This is a genomic window from Aestuariibacter sp. GS-14 (assembly GCF_006494365.1).
Lineage (GTDB): Bacteria > Pseudomonadota > Gammaproteobacteria > Enterobacterales > Alteromonadaceae > Alteromonas > Alteromonas mangrovi.
Genome location: NZ_VHIP01000001.1, coordinates 251,057 through 267,630, shown reverse-complemented (window position 1 = coordinate 267,630; position 16,574 = coordinate 251,057). Strand labels below are relative to the sequence as shown.

Below are 16,574 nucleotides of genomic sequence, written 5' to 3'. Positions count from 1 at the left end.
GTAAAAGTGTTGTTTGTATTCTGACAGGGGAATTTGATTTTACTTCCGGATGCGAAACGTTTGGCGTGCCTTGTAAAGAATTACGTCCGTATAAACATTTAGACGTCTAGACGTAAAGATGTTGACATTGCCCTAACTTTAGCGACAATAGCACAACTAGATAATCGCCCGGAGTGACTATGCCTATCAGGATCCCAGAAAACTTACCTGCACAAAACGTGTTATTAGGTGAGAACATTTTCACCATGGATAGCCAGCGTGCTGCGAGTCAGGATATCCGACCCATGGAGGTGGCTATTCTCAATCTTATGCCGAATAAGATTGCTACCGAGGTGCAGCTTTTACGTCTGTTATCCAATACTCCATTGCAAATCAATGTAGATTTGATCCGTATTAATGACATGGCACCCAAACATACGCCGCAGTCGCACATGGATGCGTTTTACCTGGATTTTAATGATGTTGCAGACAAGCGTTATGACGGGCTAATTGTTACCGGTGCACCGTTGGCGCTGCTGGACTATGAGGATGTAAATTACTGGGACACCATGAAAACCATTCTTGAATGGGCCAATCGTCATGTGCAGTCTACGCTCTATTTGTGTTGGGCAGCGCATGCCGCCATGTACCATTTTTATGGTATTCAGCGTAAATTACGCGACGAAAAACTGTCTGGTGTGTATCACCACAAAGTGAAAGATCCCCACAATGAATTACTCAGAGGTTTTGACCCGGAGTTTTTCGCCCCTCATTCGCGATACGGCTATATTGCCACTGAAGACTACGACAGCGTAGACGGCCTGAAGGTGATTGCTGAGTCGGAAGAGGCGGGGGCTTATGTGGTTGCCTCTGACGACAAGCGCATGGTGTTCATTACCGGGCACCCGGAGTACGATCCTGAAACCCTGTCTGATGAATATCAGCGCGATGTGCAGGCCGGTATAGAACCAAATATTCCTTGTAATTACTTTCCGGGAGATGACCCAAGCCAGTCTCCTTTAGTAAGATGGCGCTCACACGGCAGCCTTCTTTTCACGAACTGGATAAACTACTATGTTTACCAGACAACGCCGTATGATTTGAATCAGCTGGTAGAGAAAAACCAGCATAAGAGGTAACACGTGAGCAGGTTAACTGACGAGCAATTTTATGCCCTGGCGGCAAAACGCATTCTGATTTTAGACGGCGCAATGGGCACTATGATCCAACGCCACAAACTGGAAGAAGAAGATTACCGGGGCAAGGAATTCGCCGACTGGCATTGTGATATAAAAGGCAACAATGATCTCTTGTCTATTACACAGCCTGATATTATTTACGATATTCACTGTCAGTATCTCGAAGCCGGTGCAGACATCATCGAGACCAACTCGTTTAATGCCACCACCATTGCCATGGCCGATTACGACATGGAAGCACAGTCTCGTGACATTAATCTGGCTGCTGCCAGACTGGCGCGCAGAGCTGCCGATGAATTTACGGCAAAGACCCCTGAAAAGCCGCGTTTTGTAGCGGGTGTGCTGGGTCCAACAAACCGCACTGCGTCTATATCTCCGGATGTGAATGATCCAGGAAAACGCAACGTTACCTTCGATCAACTCGTAGAAGCCTACACTGAATCTTGTGAAGCCCTCATCGAAGGCGGCTCAGACATCATTCTTATTGAAACCATATTTGATACCCTGAATGCCAAAGCCGCGGCATTTGCTGTTGAAACCGTGTTTGAAAAACTGGGATTCCGTTTGCCGGTGATGATTTCTGGTACTATTACCGATGCATCGGGCCGCACCCTTTCCGGGCAGACAGCCGAAGCGTTTTATTATTCCCTGCGTCATATAAAGCCGGTGTCATTTGGCCTTAACTGTGCGCTGGGTCCTGATCTGTTGCGCCAGTATGTTGACGAAATTTCAACGGTGTCAGAATGCCTGGTGTCGGCGCATCCAAATGCGGGCTTACCCAATGAATTTGGCGAATACGATATGGAAGGGCCTGAAATGGCGAGTCACCTGAAAGAATGGGCAGGCTCAGGATTAGTGAATATTGTAGGAGGATGCTGCGGCAGCACTCCTCAACATATCCGGGATTTAGCCAACGCCGTTGCAGGTGTCACTCCACGGGCAGTCCCCGCATTTGAACCAAAAATGCGGTTGTCCGGTTTAGAACCATTCGTGCATTAAGGTATTGACGTGTCAGCAGAATTTTCAAATTTTATAAATATCGGTGAACGTACCAATGTCACGGGTTCCGCCGTATTCAAACGCCTTATTTTAAACGGCGACTATGAAGCTGCATTAGATGTGGCCCGCCAGCAGGTTGAAAACGGTGCGCAAATTATTGATATCAACATGGACGAAGCCATGTTGGATTCAGTAAGCGCGATGACTACCTTTTTGAACCTGATTGCGTCTGAGCCTGATATCAGTCGCGTGCCGATCATGATTGATTCATCAAAATGGGAAGTGATTGAAGCCGGCCTTAAGTGTGTGCAGGGCAAAGCGATTGTTAATTCCATTAGCTTAAAGGAAGGCGAAGCACCCTTTTTATATCAGGCACGCTTGATTAAACGTTACGGTGCTGCCACGGTAGTGATGGCCTTCGACGAAACCGGCCAGGCGGATACCCAGGCGCGCAAAGTAGAAATTTGTCAGCGCAGTTATAAATTATTGGTTGAAAAATTGGGATTCCCGCCGGAAGACATAATTTTCGACCCCAACATTTTCGCAGTTGCCACCGGTATAGAAGAGCACAACAACTACGCTGTTGATTTTATTGAAGCGACACGAGTGATCCGCAAAACCTGTCCTTATGCACACGTATCGGGTGGTTTGTCGAATATTTCGTTCTCGTTCCGCGGAAACAACCCGGTACGCGAAGCCATGCATTCTGTTTTCCTGTACCACGCTATCCGCGCAGGCCTCGATATGGCCATTGTGAACGCCGGACAGTTGGAAGTGTATGATGAGATCCCCAAAGAACTGCGAGATGCGGTTGAAGATGTGATCCTTAACCGCCATGATGACGCTACAGACAAGCTACTTGAGCTTGCGCCTAAATATCAGGGCGACGGTAAAACGGTGGTTAAGGAAGATCTCGCCTGGCGTGAGTTGCCGGTTAACAAGCGACTTGAACACGCGTTAGTTAAAGGGATCACTGATTTTATAGAAGAAGATACCGAAGCGGCGAGACAAGCAGCCGACAAGCCACTTCACGTTATTGAAGGGCCATTAATGGATGGCATGAACGTGGTGGGCGACTTGTTCGGTGAAGGAAAAATGTTCCTGCCGCAGGTAGTAAAATCAGCGCGCGTAATGAAAAAGGCCGTTGCGTATCTGCAACCTTACATTGAAGCCGAAAAATCAGAAGGCCAGAAGAGTAACGGTAAAATCCTGTTGGCAACCGTTAAAGGCGATGTACACGACATCGGTAAAAACATTGTGGGTGTGGTTCTGCAATGTAACAACTTTGAGGTGATCGACATGGGGGTAATGGTACCCTGTGCCAGTATCCTGCAACGTGCCAAGGAAGAAGATGTTGATATGATTGGCCTGTCGGGGTTAATTACGCCATCCTTGGACGAAATGGTACATGTAGCCAAAGAGATGGAGCGTTTGAACTTCGACCTGCCGTTATTGATTGGTGGTGCAACCACCTCTAAAGCACACACGGCGGTTAAGATTGAACAGCATTATCATGCTCCGGTAGTGTACGTACCGAATGCCAGTCGTGCGGTAGGTGTGTGTCAGAAATTATTGAATGCACAATCCCGTGCTGAGTTTGCTGAGCAGCTTAGCAAAGAATATGACATTGTACGCGACCAACACGCTCGCAAACAGCCGCGCAGTAAACCGGTGAGCTTGCAGCAGGCGCGCGACAATGCCCATGTACCGGATTTCAGCACTGCGCCGGTAACGCCCAAAAAGCTCGGTGTAACACCTGTGTCAGTAGCGCTTGAAACCCTGCGAAACTACATCGACTGGACACCGTTTTTCTTAACCTGGTCGCTTGCCGGTAAGTACCCGCGGATTTTAACTGATGAAGTAGTGGGCGAGCAGGCTCAAAGTTTGTTTGATGATGCTAACGCCATGCTGGATAAAGTGATTGCTGACCAAAGCTTGCAGGCCAAAGGCGTTATTGGTTTATTCCCGGCAAACCGTCAGGACGACGATGTGGTGGTTTACGCCGATGAGACTAGAACTGAAACGTTGGGCATTGCCCATCACCTGCGTCAGCAAACGGACAAGCCCAAAGGCGCGAATTACTGTTTAAGTGACTTTGTAGCACCGGTAGGCTCAGGTATTAAAGACTACATTGGTGCCTTTGCAGTGACGGGCGGAATTGGTGAAGATGAACTGGCAGCCGCTTATGAAGCAAACGGCGACGACTACAATGCCATAATGGTAAAAGCCGTAGCCGACCGGTTAGCTGAAGCGTTCGCTGAATATCTGCATGAGCAAGTGCGTAAGCATTACTGGGGCTATGCGCCAGACGAGTCGCTAAGCAACGATGATCTGATTCGCGAGAAATACCAAGGCATTCGACCTGCGCCAGGCTATGCAGCATGCCCTGAGCATACTGAAAAGCAACTGATTTGGGATTTGCTTAATGCAGAAGCGAACACCGGTATGAAGCTCACTGAAAGCTATGCCATGTGGCCGGGGGCGTCGGTATCCGGCTGGTATTTTGCGCATCCGGAGGCGCGTTATTTTGCAGTAGCGAAAATCCAGCCTGATCAGGTGGAAGACTACGCTAACCGCAAAGGCTGGGATATCGAAACTGCCCAGCGCTGGTTAGGCCCCAACCTGAATGACTAAACCCTTTAGCCAGGCCTGTGAGAACAATAAACAGCCAATTCTGACTGAATTATCACGGGCATTTTCAAACAGTGCCACTGTATTGGAAATTGGCAGTGGTACCGGGCAACATGCCGTGCATTTTGCCCGCTATTTACCTCACCTTCACTGGCACACCAGTGATGTTATACACAATCATGTGGGCATCAACGCCTGGCTGGACGACGCTGACCTCACTAACTTGCATCGCCCAATTGAATTAATGATTGGCAAACATGACTTACCGGCGTTGCCTTTCGATGCCGTTTACACTGCCAATACTGGGCATATCATGTTTGCCGATGAAGTGGCACTGATGATGAAAAGTGTAGCGCAGCGATTACCTAAGCAAGGCGTGTTTTGTCAGTACGGGCCGTTTACCTTAAACGGGGAATTTTCTTCTCAAAGTAACCAGCTTTTTCATCTGGATTTATTGAGCCGCGGGCTGGGTGGATACAAAGATATTAACCAGTTAATCACCTGGGCCGGTGAGGATTTAATACTCAAACACACTGTGCACATGCCTGCAAACAATCTGTTATTAATCTGGGTCAAAGAATAGCTCGTCGGGTTCTGGCAGACTGCCGCACTTTGTGACGGCGCAATGTGTTCTTTCATGCTTGATTTCGAATTGGACACATTGAAGTTTGCGTGCAATCTTTAAGTAATAACGTGATCACCTGCCAATAACATGAACAAAGGACGGTAATGCCTGTGGTTGCCAAAAACATTACGTTTTCAGACAAGATTCTGATAGTCAGCAAAACCGATTTGCGGGGAAATATAACCTATGCCAATCGCCACTTTATGCGAATTTCTAACTTCCCGGAAACTGCATTACTCGGAAAGCCTCATAACATTATTCGCCATGCCGATATGCCCAGAGGGGTGTATTACGCCATGTGGAAAACGCTCAAATCCCGCCAGGAATTTTTTGGTTTTGTAAAAAACCTAACGTCAGACGGCGATTATTACTGGGTGTTTGCTAACGTAACCCCTGATGTAGTGAACGGTAAAGTCGAGGGTTTCTTTTCAGTGCGAAGAAAAGCCCCGGAAGCGGCAGTGAAAGCAATTGAAGCTATTTATGCTGAAATGCGAAAAAAAGAAGCGGGTTTGTCAGCAGATACCGCGGCAAGTAGTTCGTGGAAGTGGTTGTCTGAGCATATTGAGTCACAACACGGTGTGAGTTATGACGAGTTTGTGTTGGGTTTGTACGAGCAATATTTATAGGAAGGGCAATGATTATTCAAACCAGCCAGGTCAGTAAAAATATTCCATTTTTAACCCAGAAATTTCTGATTATCTGCATTGTGTTTGTGGGAATTACCTTTTTTATCGCCGCAGGTAATGTGTGGCGAGGTGGGTTTACGCTGCTGAACATTCTGTCGCCGGTGGTGGCAATGGTATTTGCGTTTTATGCTTACCGGGACCATAAAAAGCCGATACAGGCACTCAGTGCCATTCACGAAACCTTGTCTGCCGCCATAGAGGGCAATACGCATGTCAGGGTAACCAGAACAAAGGGCCTGGGTGAAGTGGGAAAAGTCGCTTGGGAACTAAATGACTTCTTAGATGTGGTAGAAACCAACTTTAAAGAATTGTCGAACAGTTTTGAACGCGCCAGTAAACGCGAGTTTTATCGCAAAGGGCTGGTGAAAGGCCTGCCGGGTGAATTTGCCGATATCATGAAAAACGTGAATATGGCAATTTCATCGATGGAGAAGGCTGATAACTTCGCCCGTCAAAATCGATTGCTCAGCGAAATGCATCACCTCAATACCAGTAATTTGCTGGATAATCTGAAAAACAGTCAGCAGGAAATGGTGAAGTTATCGACCGACATGGACGATGTGTTATCTATTGCCAATGAAAGTCGTGATGGTGCAAACCAAAGTCGTCAGACCGTGGCAGAGCTAAAGGGATCGCTCGATTCAGTAAACCAAAAAATGGTCTCGGTAGAAAATACAGCAAACCTGCTGGGGCAGGAAAGTGGCCGCATCGCCGCTACTGTGAAACTGATCAGTGATATTGCCGAGCAAACTAACCTGTTAGCCCTGAATGCCGCAATTGAAGCGGCCCGGGCAGGGGAAGTAGGCCGGGGGTTTGCGGTTGTTGCCGACGAAGTGCGCCACCTGGCAGACCGGACACGTCAGTCTACCGCAGAGATCAGCGATATTATTTATAACCTGACGGGTAAAATTGACACCATGGTTAGCCAAACCCTGGAAGTTGGGCAAAGTACCAAGGTAATTGGCGACGAAGTGAGTAAGTTCTATACCAATTTTGAATTTGTAGCCCAGGCAGCCGATAAAACTATTCATCTGATTGGCCAAACCAAAGACCGCTCATTTGCTTCACTGGTTAAATTGGATCACATTGTGTACATGCAAAACGCTTACATAGGCATGGAGCGCAATGGTGAAGGCAATGAAGCCGAAGCCGTAAAAGTGGATCACTTCTCCTGTCGTTTGGGCAAATGGTATTACGAGGGCAGTGGCAAGGATATGTTCAATGGGTTACCTGCATTCAGAACGCTGGAAAACTATCACGCCGGCGTGCATCAGAATGTGCACAAAGCCATTGCTCTGGTAAAACAGGACTGGTTGCGCAACGACGATATATTTCAAGGTATTCTGCATCATGTGGAAGCGGCAGAAAATGCCAGTTCACACGTCATTCAGTGTCTTACAGAGCTGGTAGATCAAAAACACGGTCGAGCCGTAAGGTAGAGTAATCACAATAAAGAAGGCCAGCTAAACGCTGGCCTTCTTGCTATTGGTACATTAATTACCAGATGCGTACGCGCTCTTCTGGTGCCAGATAAAGTGCATCACCTGGCTGTACGTCGAAGGCTTTGTACCATGCATCGTGGTTACGTGGCGCAAGGGCACGTGACTGTCCTGGTGCGTGAGTACCCGCGCGTAATTGATTGAGCATGCTCTCTTCTGTGCGCTTTTCTTTCCAAACCTGAGCCCAGGCCAGGAAGAAACGCTGATCACCGGTTAAGCCGTCAATCACCGGGGCTTCTTTGCCTTTCAGGCTCAATTGATAGGCGTGATATGCCATAGCCAGGCCGCCTACGTCACCGATGTTCTCACCCAAGCTGTTGCGGCCATTAACAAAGTTGCCTTCGATTGGCTCATACGCACTGTACTGAGCTGCCAGCATGTCTGCTTTCGCTTCAAATGCAGCGCGGTCTTCATCGGTCCACCAGTTTTGCTGAATACCATTGGCATCTGACTTAGAACCCTGATCATCAAATCCGTGTCCCATCTCATGACCGATTACCGCACCGATTGCGCCGTAGTTTACTGCAGCATCGGCATTTGGGTCGAAGAATGGCGGTTGCAGAATCGCAGCCGGGAACACGATTTCGTTAAACGAGCTGTTGTAATACGCATTCACCTGTTGTGGTGTCATACCCCAACGTTCGCGGTTAGTGGGTTTAAGTTCTTCTTCCAGCTCCAGTGCACGGAAGAACTTACGGATGTTGTGTTCGTTAGTGAGCAGATCATCGGCAGTAACAGACAGTCCTTCGTATGACAACCACTCATCCGGATAACCGATTTTCGGGCGGAAGGCAGCCAGTTTGGCTTTGGCATTCACTTTCGTTTCTTCACCCATCCAATCCAGGCCATCAATGCGCTCGCCTAACGCGGTACGCAGGTTTTCAACCAGTTCGGCCATCTGGGTTTTAGAACTCTCTGGGAAGAAACGTTTAACATAGCTCTTGCCAATGGCAAAACCCAGCGACTCGGTGCCAGACATTGATGCCAGCGCGCGCTTCCAGCGAGGGCGGGGCTCTTGCTGGCCGTACAGTGTTTTACTTTGGAATTCAAAGTTCGCCATGTAGATGTCGTCAGACAGCATAGACGCATTATTAGAAATCGTGTGGTAGGTCAGATACGTTTTCCAATCGGCCATTGGCGTATCATTAATGATCTCAATGACTGCTTTTACTGGCTCCGGCTGGGTAATGTTCAGCTCGGGCGCCTTGTAACCTTGTGCATTTAACCAGGCATTCCAGTTAAAGTTTGCATAGGCATCGCTTAATTCTTCACGGGCGATTTGGTTTAACGTTAAGTCGCGATCCCGGCGCTTTTCACGTGGCCACTGAATTTCAGCAATCGCGGTTTCCAATGCCAGAATGGTCTGTGCTTTTGTTTCGGTATCGGTTTCGCCAGCAAAACTCAGCATTTGTGCAATGTGCGTCAGATACGCCTGGCGAATGTTTACGAAGCGCTCAGCATCGCTCAGGTAATAGTCGCGATCAGGTAAGCCCAATCCGCTTACGCCCACAGACAACTGATATTCGTTAGGGTCAAGACGGTTGTACCACAAGCCACCCCATAGCGGTGAACTGGCACCATGCAACCAGCTCTTACCGAAAAAGACGGTTAACGCGTCCACCGAATTCAGCCCCTGAATTTCTTCCAGAATAGGTTTAATAGGGGTAATACCCTTGGCGTTAATGGTGTCGGTGTCCATGTAGGCATGGTAATAATCGTGAACCAATTTCTCATCGGGAGTCAGGCTGTCCGACGCCATAATGTCGTCGATGATTTGCTTCACTTGCTCTTCACTGCGATCAGCCAGTTCACTGAACGCGCCAAAACGGGTTTTATCAGCAGGTAACTCATAGTTTTTGTACCAGGTACCGCTGGCATACATGAAAAAGTCGTCGCCGGGTTTAACGGCTAAATCACGGGCGCTCAGGTCAACACCGAAGGTGCCAATTTGCGCTACTGCCGGTGCTTGCGCCTGGGTTTGCTGTACTTGTGTGTTCTCAGATTTACTGCAGGCTGTCAGTGCCAGAGTGGCGGCAACTGACGCTGCGATTAGCGTGTACTTCATTATAATACTCTGTGTTAGGTATGGTCGGAATCCGACGGTTTATCGTTAGTGTTTACAAATGTGTTTATATAATCGCTGTTGAAAGGTAATACATCCTGAGCCTGATTGAAATACTGTTGTATAGCTGGCATTTCCTGATGTAAAAACTTTTCTACAGCTGAGTGAAAATCCGGGTGCAGTAACTGGTGCTGTGAATAGCAAAACTTGGGTTCAAAACCGCGAAGTATTTTATGCTCTCCCTGTGTACCAGGATTAAAAACCGGCAGGTTTTGCGCAATGGCAAAGTCGATACCACGAAAATAACAGCATTCAAAATGCAGCGAATCAATGTCTTCCAGACAACCCCAGTAGCGCCCATATAGTCCGGTTTTATCGTATAGAAAGAGCGCTGCAGCGATAGGTTTGTCTGAGCGGCTGGCTAATACCAGGCAAATATTGTCTGGCATACAGGTTAACAAACCAAAGAAAAAATCGGGTGTGAGATAGCCTTTGTGACCACTGCGCTTTAAATAGGTATCCTGATAACATGCAATAAAGGTAGTCATATGCGCTGTGGTGAGCTGGTCACCGGTTAGGGTGTGTATTTGCATACCACCGCTTAACACACGTGACCGTGTCTTTCGGATGTCTCTGCGTTTGCGCGAGGTTAATACATTCAGAAAGTCGTCAAACTGACTGTATTTGCGATTAACCCATTCAAACTGCACACTGCGACGGGTAGGAAAACCTATCCCTTCGAACGCATCGCGACTGTGATTGTGAAACAACCAGTGCAAAGAGGAAATCCCCTGTTGGTTTGCCCAGCTCTGTAACGCCGAAGAAAGTGCCTGAAGACAACGGGTAAAGTCGGCGTTGGCATCCAGTAGTATTCGCGGGCCGGTTACCGGGGTAAACGGAATGGCGGCAATCCATTTGGGGTAGTAAGCAAAACCGTGCTGGTGGTAAGCATTTGCCCAGCTGTGATCAAATACATATTCGCCATAGCTATGGGTTTTAATGTAACCGGGAATGGCGGCAACCAATGAATTGCCCTCGTAGATAACCCAATGCGCAGGTTGCCAGCCTGTATCCTGACCCACACAGCCAGTGTCTTCCAGTAAGGCTAACCAGCTATACTGCACAAATGGGCCGCCGGTTGTTGCATAACGGGCAAGCCGATCCCACTCGGTTTGAGATACGGCTGAAATGGCATCCAGGCAACACAAACGGTAGCCTTGAATATTTACTTCGTACGCCATTTCGTTAGTATGCCCCGTTGACCAAAAAAATAAATATAACCATTAAACGTAACCATTAAATGTAACCATGTCAGATAGCGACCGCAAAATCATTATGGATTCGATTACCCGCATGTTGTCACGACGAGAACATGCGTTTGCTGAAGTTGTACGTAAATTACAGCAAAAAGGCTTTCAATCAGATACGTTTCTGCCAGTTTTGAATGAATTTCGCGAGGCGGGCATTCAAAGTGATGCTCGCTTTGCCGAAATGAAAGTGCGCGCGGGCTTTGCTAAAGGCCATGGGCCGGGCAGGGTGAAAACAGACTGCCAGCAGTGGCAAATTAGTGAATCCTTGTTCGAGCAGGCCATTCGCGAAAATAACCTCGACTGGTTTGAACTGGCACTACAGGTGCGGGCGAAAAAATTTGGTATTAGTTTGGTGACAAATCGGGAGCAACGCTACAAGCAAATGCGCTTTTTACAGTACCGCGGCTTTTATCAGGATCAGATTGACTATGCTATGTCGGTAACTGAGGAATAATCACACAGGTGTAATCGACTCAATCAATTAGCCTGATAGTAATTATTTCTATGCTGTAACCTCGCCATTGCTTAACAAAGCGCCATCATCCGTGGTATTGTTGCGACCCTCAAGAACATGCGGTATTCGATTCGCCAGACTGAGTTTTCTGTGCCACTTCGCTGCATACAGGCTTTATAAACAACAAAGGATTTTAGGTTATCAATGACACTATCAACTGCTGATATTCGCCGCAAATTCATCGAGTATTTTAGTCGTAATGGCCATCAGGCTGTTGCCAGTTCTTCTTTGGTCCCGGCAGATGATCCTACTTTGTTGTTCACGAATGCCGGTATGAACCAGTTCAAAGACGTTTTTCTGGGTACCGAAAAGCGCAGCTATACCCGCGCGGTATCATCTCAGCGTTGCGTGCGTGCTGGCGGTAAGCACAACGATCTGGAAAACGTAGGCTATACAGCCCGTCACCATACTTTCTTTGAAATGCTGGGCAACTTCAGCTTTGGTGACTACTTCAAACAGGAAGCCATTCAGTTTGCATGGTCGTTCTTAACCGACGAATTAAAGTTACCAAAAGAAAAACTGCTGGTAACCGTGTATGCCGAAGACGACGAAGCATTTGATATTTGGGAAAAGCAAATCGGCGTTCCTAAAGAAAAGATCATTCGTATTGGTACGACCGACAACTTCTGGTCAATGGGCGATACCGGTCCCTGTGGCCCATGTTCTGAAATATTTTACGATCACGGTGAGCACATCTGGGGTGGCCCTCCAGGATCACCTGAAGAAGATGGTGACCGTTTCATTGAAATCTGGAATCTGGTTTTCATGCAGTTCAACCGTCAGGCCGACGGCTCAATGGAACCATTGCCCAAGCCTTCTATTGATACTGGCATGGGGCTTGAACGTATTTCTGCCATTATGCAGCACGTTCACAGCAACTACGAGATTGACCTCTTCGACAACCTAATCAAAGCGGCTGCCTCTATTGTTGGCACTGAAGATTTGTCGAATAAATCACTGCGCGTAATTGCAGACCACATCCGCTCCTGTGCATTCCTGGTGTGCGATGGCGTTATGCCGAGCAATGAAGGGCGGGGTTATGTGCTGCGCCGTATTATTCGTCGTGCAGTGCGCCACGGATACCAAATGGGTGCCAGTGATATCTTTTTCTATAAGCTGGTGGCAGCGTTAACCAAAGAAATGGGCGAAGCTTACCCTGAACTGAAAGATCAGAAACCGGTTATTGAAAAAGTACTGCGTGTAGAAGAAGAACAATTTAGTAAAACGCTGTCACGTGGTATGAACATTCTGAACGAAGCACTGGAAGCGTTGGAAGGCACAGTGATCCCAGGTGAACTGGTATTTAAGCTGTATGACACTTACGGCTTCCCAACTGATTTAACCAACGACGTTGCCCGTGAACACAATTACACCATTGACGAAGAAGGCTTTAAAGCAGCAATGCAGGCACAGCGTAAGCGTGCCCAGGAAGCCAGTCAGTTTGGTGCCGACTACAACAACCTGTTGAAAGTGGAGCAGGAAACCGCGTTCACTGGATACGATATGGGTGAGCAGGATTCCAATGTTGTTGAACTCATTTCGGGTGACGCATTCTGTGAAGAACTCACTGACGGTCAGGAAGGCGTAGTGGTGCTCGATACCACACCATTTTACGCAGAATCTGGCGGCCAGGTGGGTGATACCGGTGTGTTAAAAGTGGCCAACGGAGAATTCCTGGTTACAGATACACAAAAGCTGGGTAATGCGTTTGCGCATAAAGGCACAGTAAAAGGCGTTATCCGTAAAGGCGACAAAGCCGTTGCCAGCATTGATGACACCAAGCGGACAGCGATTCGTAAAAACCACAGTGCTACTCACTTGTTGCATGCAGCGCTTCGCGAGATTCTGGGTGAGCATGTTACCCAGAAGGGCTCATTGGTAAATGCCGATCGTTTGCGTTTTGACTTTTCTCATTTTGAGGGGGTTACCGCCGAACAGCTAGTGGAAATTGAACAACGCGTGAATGGTGAAATTCAGGCGAACCATGCGCTTACTACCCAGTTAATGGATTTGGATGAAGCGAAAGCGTCAGGTGCCATGGCATTATTTGGTGAAAAGTACGATGAAAAAGTACGCGTAGTGTCGATGGGACCATTCTCTACGGAACTGTGTGGCGGAACGCATGTCAAACAAACCGGAGACATCGGTTTGTTTAAGATTATCTCAGAAGGCGGTATTGCTTCTGGTGTGCGTCGTATCGAAGCGGTGTCAGGTATGGGCGCACTGGCTTATGTTCAGCAGCAACAGGCTGTACTGCAACAAGCTGCCAGTTTGCTGAAAACCGATACGCTTAGCGTGGCTGACAAAGTAGCACAAAGCCAGGCTCAGCAAAAAGAACTGGAAAAAGCACTGACTGCCCTTAAGCAGAAAGTGGCCAGCCAACAAGGTGCAGATGTGTTGTCTAATGTTGTTGAGATCAACGGCGTTAAAGTGCTTATAGCCGAGCTGGAGGGTGTTGAAGCCAAGTCGCTGCGCGGCATGGTGGATGACCTGAAAAATCGCATTGGTGAAGGCGTCATTGTTCTGGGCGTGCCAGAAGACAGCAAAGTTAGCCTGATTGCGGGTGTAACTAAGGGCTTAGTTGGGAAGGTAAAAGCTGGCGAACTAATAAACTTTATTGCTGAGCAGGTTGGTGGTAAAGGCGGCGGTCGCCCGGATATGGCCCAGGCTGGTGGTAGTCAGCCAGAAAAATTAACAGAAGCATTGCAGTCGGTTAACGCATGGCTGAAAGATAAGCTATAATGCAAGTATCGATGGAGAAACCCTGTCGTGACACCAGGGTTTCAGCGTCCATCACCGCGTCTGAACGGACGGAGACGTCAGATTGGCCAGGATGGCGCCGTATTAAAGGAACAGGAGCAAAAGAATGCTTATTTTAACTCGTCGTGTGGGTGAAACACTAATGGTTGGTGACGATGTCACAGTAACCGTTTTAGGTGTTAAGGGAAATCAGGTGCGCATTGGTGTTAATGCACCGAAAGAAGTATCGGTTCATCGCGAAGAAATTTATATGAGAATTCAGGCTGAAAAAGGATCGCATCCTTCAGACGCTGAGTAATCAAACAAAGGTCGGTATTTCCCGGCCTTTTTTGTGTCCGGGCAATAATTGGTCGTTTGCATTACGTGATGGGGTATTTCATGCAAACTGCACTATAATTAATCAGAACTACCATTTGGTTTGCTGGCTTTTTAAGCAAAAAATCCGGATTGCACAAAATCCCGGCAGACGGTTTGTTTTTCCTTAAAAAAGCATTGACTTCTATCCGTTAGTCTTTAGAATGCAGCCCCACATGACGGAGAGGTGGGTGAGTGGCTGAAACCAGTTCCCTGCTAAGGAACCATACCTATTACTGGTATCGAGGGTTCGAATCCCTCCCTCTCCGCCATCTTAATTTAGTGTATCAGCGCGTGCGTAGCTCAGCTGGATAGAGTACCTGGCTACGAACCAGGCGGTCGGAGGTTCGAATCCTTCCGCACGCGCCACTCACTAAATTAGCACAACGCGTGTGTAGCTCAGCTGGATAGAGTACCTGGCTACGAACCAGGCGGTCGGAGGTTCGAATCCTTCCACACGCGCCACATTCCAAAAGCCCGTTCAAAGCGAACGGGCTTTTTTGTTTCTGGCTCTTATAGCAATTCAATACCAGCTTCGCTATTCATAACGTGTCATTCATCGCACCGTGTATTATCACCCACATAGCGGTTGCGTTTCATCTATCTTTATGACCTGGATCACGACATTCCCCGGGCAATTTTTCTATCGTGAATGCGGTTCGACATATTTGCTAACAGTTTGGCATGTTAAAAATTTTTGACATTGACTAATGGTGAGCGAATAATGGCCATGTCAAAAATATTTAACATGGAGAACATTATGTCATTTCAGGAAAAGTCAGCCTGGATCATGGCCTTGGCGCTAATTGTTACAACGGGTATGTGTAGCTGGTCCGTGTACGAAGCCTCTGTTGCTGCCGGGGAACTTGTGTCACCCAACTTATCGATGATTTCATCCTATACGTTGATGCTGGTCGTAATAGTGGTTGTTGGGCAAATTGTCATTAGCATTCGTTCACCCAAACAAGCAGCCACACCAGCCGATGAGCGTGAGATAGCCATAGAGCGTCGCTCTGGCTATACGTCGGGTTGGGTGATTGGCATTGGTGTTGTGTCAGCCTTATTGAACTATTTGCACTGGAACGATGGCGATCTGTTGTTTTATATGGTGCTCGGAAGTACGGCGCTTTCAGCTATCGTGGACTATGTTTATCGCATTGTGTTGCATCGGAGTGCGTTGTTCTGATGGCTAAGCTACTTCCGATATCAAATTGTATAAAGACGCTCAGAGAACGCAATGGTGAAATGACACAGTCACAGTTGGGGGAAGCCGTAGGTGTAACACGTCAAACTGTCGCTGCTATTGAGCAGAGGCGTTATTCTCCCTCTTTGGAAACCGCATTTCGGATTGCAAGGGAATTTAAGGTAAGTATTAACGACGTTTTTGAGTGGGATGAATCGTCGGTATAAATAGAATTATCACGTAAATCTATGTGCTAAATAAATTCTATTTATGTTTAAGGTGAGGTTTTGGGTGCTACTTGCTAACATGGTTTTGGTATTCATGAAATCTATAAGAGGTATCACCTGATGAATATGTTATTCATAAAAGCGAATAAATATTTCAGTTAACGCAATTTAATTGGTTTTTTATGCATTTCAAACAGGTGTTTGTATTGTGTTTTACGTACCGTCGTGGTACTTATTCTGTTCCAAAATTTGGCCGGGAAAATTTATGTCCGCACAATCTATAAACGAATTATTGTTCGAAGCCGCAACGTTACTCATGGTAGGGATGGGCTTTGTATTCGTATTTCTTACTCTATTGATCGTGGCGGTAAATTTACTGAAAGTGTTCTGTGAACGTTTTCCGGGTCAGGAGCCTAAAACGCTAACCAGAACACCGTCCAAGACTGCACGACCAGCACAGGTAAATGAAGATAAAAATATCGTTGCCGCTATTACTGCCGCCGTGCATGCACACCGCCAAGCTAACCGTTAACACACTTTAGGAGC

General features: G+C 47.4%; 14 protein-coding genes and 3 tRNA genes. 15 read left to right on the top strand and 2 right to left on the bottom strand.

All coding sequences use genetic code 11. From position 1 onward, the window contains the following. Positions 1-179: 179 nt before the first annotated feature. From metA to FJ444_RS21700, 6 genes are all read left to right on the top strand, one after another. A complete protein-coding gene (gene metA / locus FJ444_RS01120; RefSeq protein ID WP_140956066.1) occupies positions 180-1,118 on the top strand; it encodes a homoserine O-succinyltransferase in 939 nt (312 codons plus the stop codon). Positions 1,119-1,121: 3 nt separating this feature from the next. Next, on the top strand, positions 1,122-2,177 hold the full coding sequence (locus tag FJ444_RS01115) for a homocysteine S-methyltransferase family protein (RefSeq protein WP_140956065.1): 1,056 nt from the start codon (positions 1,122-1,124) through the stop codon (positions 2,175-2,177). A gap of 9 nt (positions 2,178-2,186) precedes the next feature. Beyond that, complete coding sequence (gene metH / locus FJ444_RS01110; RefSeq protein WP_140956064.1) at positions 2,187-4,811, top strand: methionine synthase; 2,625 nt, start codon at positions 2,187-2,189, stop codon at positions 4,809-4,811. Continuing rightward, entirely contained in the window at positions 4,804-5,391 is a 588-nt protein-coding gene (locus FJ444_RS01105; RefSeq protein ID WP_140956063.1) for a DUF938 domain-containing protein, read from the top strand. The genes metH and FJ444_RS01105 overlap by 8 nt, the downstream gene beginning before the upstream one ends. Positions 5,392-5,537: 146 nt before the next feature. Then, positions 5,538-6,059 (top strand): PAS domain-containing protein, encoded by a 522-nt coding sequence (locus FJ444_RS01100; protein WP_140956062.1) that lies wholly within the window; start codon positions 5,538-5,540, stop codon positions 6,057-6,059. An 8-nt stretch (positions 6,060-6,067) separates the two neighbouring features. After that, positions 6,068-7,558, top strand: coding sequence for a methyl-accepting chemotaxis protein (locus tag FJ444_RS21700; RefSeq protein ID WP_140956061.1), 1,491 nt, complete (start codon positions 6,068-6,070; stop codon positions 7,556-7,558). Between the two features lie 58 nt (positions 7,559-7,616). Here FJ444_RS21700 and FJ444_RS01090 read toward each other — a convergent pair whose 3' ends face one another. Together FJ444_RS01090 and FJ444_RS01085 are read right to left on the bottom strand one after the other, a co-directional pair. Next, positions 7,617-9,683 carry a M13 family metallopeptidase gene (locus tag FJ444_RS01090; protein ID WP_140956060.1) on the bottom strand — a complete coding sequence of 689 codons (2,067 nt, stop codon included), beginning with the start codon at positions 9,681-9,683 and terminating at the stop codon, positions 7,617-7,619. A 14-nt stretch (positions 9,684-9,697) separates the two neighbouring features. Next, positions 9,698-10,921: a GNAT family N-acetyltransferase gene (locus FJ444_RS01085; protein ID WP_140956059.1), complete on the bottom strand. Its 1,224-nt coding sequence runs from the start codon at positions 10,919-10,921 to the stop codon at positions 9,698-9,700. A 94-nt stretch (positions 10,922-11,015) separates the two neighbouring features. Here FJ444_RS01085 and FJ444_RS01080 point away from each other — a divergent pair, with 94 nt between their 5' ends. The 9 genes from FJ444_RS01080 to FJ444_RS01040 all read left to right on the top strand — a co-directional run bounded on the left by FJ444_RS01080 (position 11,016) and on the right by FJ444_RS01040 (position 16,560). Then, positions 11,016-11,444 carry a regulatory protein RecX gene (locus FJ444_RS01080; RefSeq protein ID WP_255438863.1) on the top strand — a complete coding sequence of 143 codons (429 nt, stop codon included), beginning with the start codon at positions 11,016-11,018 and terminating at the stop codon, positions 11,442-11,444. 204 nt (positions 11,445-11,648) lie between these two features. Continuing rightward, entirely contained in the window at positions 11,649-14,246 is a 2,598-nt protein-coding gene (alaS, locus tag FJ444_RS01075; RefSeq protein ID WP_140956057.1) for an alanine--tRNA ligase, read from the top strand. A 124-nt stretch (positions 14,247-14,370) separates the two neighbouring features. Continuing rightward, complete coding sequence (gene csrA, locus FJ444_RS01070; protein ID WP_140956056.1) at positions 14,371-14,562, top strand: carbon storage regulator CsrA; 192 nt, start codon at positions 14,371-14,373, stop codon at positions 14,560-14,562. 237 nt (positions 14,563-14,799) lie between these two features. Beyond that, positions 14,800-14,890, top strand: a tRNA-Ser gene (locus FJ444_RS01065). Between the two features lie 20 nt (positions 14,891-14,910). Beyond that, positions 14,911-14,987: transfer RNA gene (locus FJ444_RS01060), tRNA-Arg, on the top strand. 19 nt (positions 14,988-15,006) lie between these two features. After that, a tRNA-Arg gene (locus FJ444_RS01055) sits at positions 15,007-15,083 on the top strand. A gap of 295 nt (positions 15,084-15,378) precedes the next feature. Then, on the top strand, positions 15,379-15,804 hold the full coding sequence (locus tag FJ444_RS01050) for a hypothetical protein (RefSeq protein ID WP_140956055.1): 426 nt from the start codon (positions 15,379-15,381) through the stop codon (positions 15,802-15,804). After that, positions 15,804-16,028, top strand: coding sequence for a helix-turn-helix transcriptional regulator (locus tag FJ444_RS01045; RefSeq protein ID WP_140956054.1), 225 nt, complete (start codon positions 15,804-15,806; stop codon positions 16,026-16,028). Before FJ444_RS01050 ends, FJ444_RS01045 begins: the two co-directional genes overlap by 1 nt. Positions 16,029-16,293: 265 nt before the next feature. Beyond that, a complete protein-coding gene (locus tag FJ444_RS01040; protein WP_140956053.1) occupies positions 16,294-16,560 on the top strand; it encodes an OadG family protein in 267 nt (88 codons plus the stop codon). Positions 16,561-16,574: the final 14 nt, after the last annotated feature.